Here is a 2,737-nt window from a genome sequence, read left to right on the forward strand (position 1 = left end):
CGTCCGGGCAACAACCCGTTCACCTCGGGCAGCGCGACCGGTATGGCCCGCCCCGGCGACCGCCGTCAGGGCGCGCCGGGTGCGCGTCCCGCCGGTCAGGGCGCCCCGGGTGGCGACCGTCCGCGTCCGGGCGGCGACCGTCCGCGTCCCGCCGGTGCTCCCGGTGCCGACCGTGGCGCCGCGCGTCCGGGCGGCGACCGTCCGCGTCCCGCTGGTGCTCCCGGCGCTGACCGTGGCGCCGCGCGTCCCGGTGGCGACCGTCCGCGTCCCGCTGGTGCTCCCGGCGCTGACCGTGGCGCCGCGCGTCCCGGTGGCGACCGTCCGCGTCCCGACGGCATGCCGCGTCCGGCCGGTCCGCGCCCCGGCGCCCCGTCCCCGTCCGGCATGCCGCGCCCGAACCCGGGCATGATGCCGCAGCGTCCGGCTCCGGGCCCGCGTCCGGGCCCCGGCGGCCGTGGCCCCGGTGGCCCCGGTGGCCGTCCGGGTGGTCCGGGTGCCGGTGGCGCCCGTCCGGGCTTCCAGGGTCGTCCGGCCGGTCCGGGCTCGCGTCCGGCCGGTGGCGGCGGCTTCGGCGGTCCGCGTCCCGGTGGCGGTGCCCCCGGTGGCGGCGGCGGCTTCGGTCCGCGTCCCGGTGGTTTCGGTGGTCGTCCCGGCGGCCCGGGTGCCCGTGGTGGCACGCAGGGCGCCTTCGGTCGTGGCCCGGGCGGTCGCCCGGCGCGTGGCCGCAAGTCGAAGCGGGCGAAGCGCCAGGAGTACGAGGCCATGCAGGCCCCGTCCGTCGGCGGTGTGATGCTGCCTCGCGGCAACGGCCAGACCGTTCGCCTGTCGAGCGGCGCCTCGCTGATGGACTTCGCGGAGAAGATCAACGCCAACCCGGCCGCGCTCGTCTCCGTCATGTTCAACCTCGGTGAGATGGTCACCGCGACGCAGTCGGTCTCCGACGCGACCCTCGAGCTGCTGGCCGGCGAGATGGGCTTCATCCTGGAGATCGTCAGCCGCGACGACGAGGACCGCGAGCTGCTGGAGTCGTTCGACATCGACTTCGGTGCGAACGAGGGCGACGAGGACCAGCTGGCCCCGCGCCCGCCGGTCGTCACCGTCATGGGTCACGTCGACCACGGTAAGACCCGCCTGCTGGACGCCATCCGCAAGTCCAACGTGGTGGCCGGCGAGGCCGGTGGCATCACCCAGCACATCGGTGCCTACCAGGTCGTCACCGAGGTGAACGGCGAGCAGCGCCCGATCACCTTCCTCGACACCCCGGGTCACGAGGCGTTCTCCGCCATGCGTGCCCGTGGTGCCAAGTCCACCGACATCGCGATCCTGGTGGTCGCGGCCAACGACGGTGTCATGCCGCAGACGGTCGAGGCGTTGAACCACGCCAAGGCCGCGGGTGTGCCGATCGTGGTCGCCGTCAACAAGATCGACGTCGAGGGCGCCGACCCGACCAAGGTCCGCGGTCAGCTGACCGAGTTCGGTCTGGTGGCCGAGGAGTACGGCGGCGACACCATGTTCGTCGACATCTCCGCGCGCCAGGGCCTCAACATCGAGCAGCTGCTGGAGGCCGTGGTCCTCACCGCGGACGCCTCGCTCGACCTGCGGGCCAACCCCGAGCAGGACGCGCAGGGTATCGCCATCGAGGCCCACCTCGACAAGGGCCGCGGCGCCATGGCGACCGTGCTCGTGCAGCGCGGTACCCTCCGCGTCGGCGACTCGATCGTGGTCGGCGACGCCTACGGCCGCGTCCGCGCGATGCTGGACGAGAACGGCAACAGCCTCGCCGAGGCCGGCCCGTCCCGCCCGGTGCTGCTGCTCGGTCTGACCTCGGTGCCCCGCGCCGGCGACAGCTTCATCGTCGTCGACGAGGACCGCACCGCCCGTCAGATCGCCGAGAAGCGCTCGGCCCGCGACCGCAACGCCGCCTTCGCGCAGCGTCGGGTCCGGGTGTCCCTGGAGGACCTGGACAAGGCCATCGCCGCCGGCGAGATCGAGCAGCTCAACCTCATCATCAAGGGTGACGTCTCCGGTTCGGTCGAGGCCCTTGAGGACGCCCTCGTCAAGCTGGACGTGGGCGAGGAGGTCGAGCTCCGCATCCTGCACCGCGGTGTGGGTGCGATCACCGAGTCCGACGTCAACCTGGCGATGGGTTCGGACGCCATCATCATCGGCTTCAACGTGCGCGCCGAAGGCCGTGCGCGTACCGCGGCCGACAAGGAAGGCGTGGACGTCCGGTACTACTCGGTCATCTACCAGGCGATCGAGGAGATCGAGAACGCCCTCAAGGGCATGCTCAAGCCCGAGTACGAGGAGGTGCGCCTCGGCTCCGCGGAGATCCGCGAGGTGTTCCGCTCCTCCAAGTTCGGCAACATCGCGGGTGTCATCGTCCGCGAGGGCCTGCTGCGCCGCAACGCCAAGGCCCGCCTCATCCGCGACGGCAAGGTCGTGGCGGAGAGCCTCAACATCGAGGGTCTGCGCCGCTTCAAGGACGACGCGACCGAGGTCCGCGAGGGCTTCGAGGCCGGTGTCACCCTGGGGTCGTTCAACGACATCAAGGTCGAGGACATCATCGAGACCTACGAGATGCGCGAGAAGCCGCGTTCGTAGTCGGTGAAAGCCGGGGCCGGGGGGGCGGGGGGGTTTTTGGGGCCCCCCGCCCCGGGGGCGGGGTTGGAGGCGGGACCCGAAAGCGGGGCGGGGGCGCATTTACAACGAGGGGATGGCAATCGCGGTGTCCGGC

1 protein-coding gene is annotated in these 2,737 nt (G+C 72.6%); it reads left to right on the forward strand.

Going from position 1 to position 2,737, the window contains the following annotated elements; translation table 11 throughout:
• The coding region (gene infB / locus ACFV61_RS35460; protein WP_380496258.1) for a translation initiation factor IF-2 at positions 1 to 2,604 on the forward strand (2,604 nt) is incomplete at its 5' end.
• Between the last annotated feature and the right edge of the window lie 133 nt (positions 2,605 to 2,737).

It is taken from the genome of Kitasatospora sp. NPDC059817, assembly GCF_042731835.1.
Taxonomy (GTDB): Bacteria; Actinomycetota; Actinomycetes; order Streptomycetales; family Streptomycetaceae; genus Kitasatospora.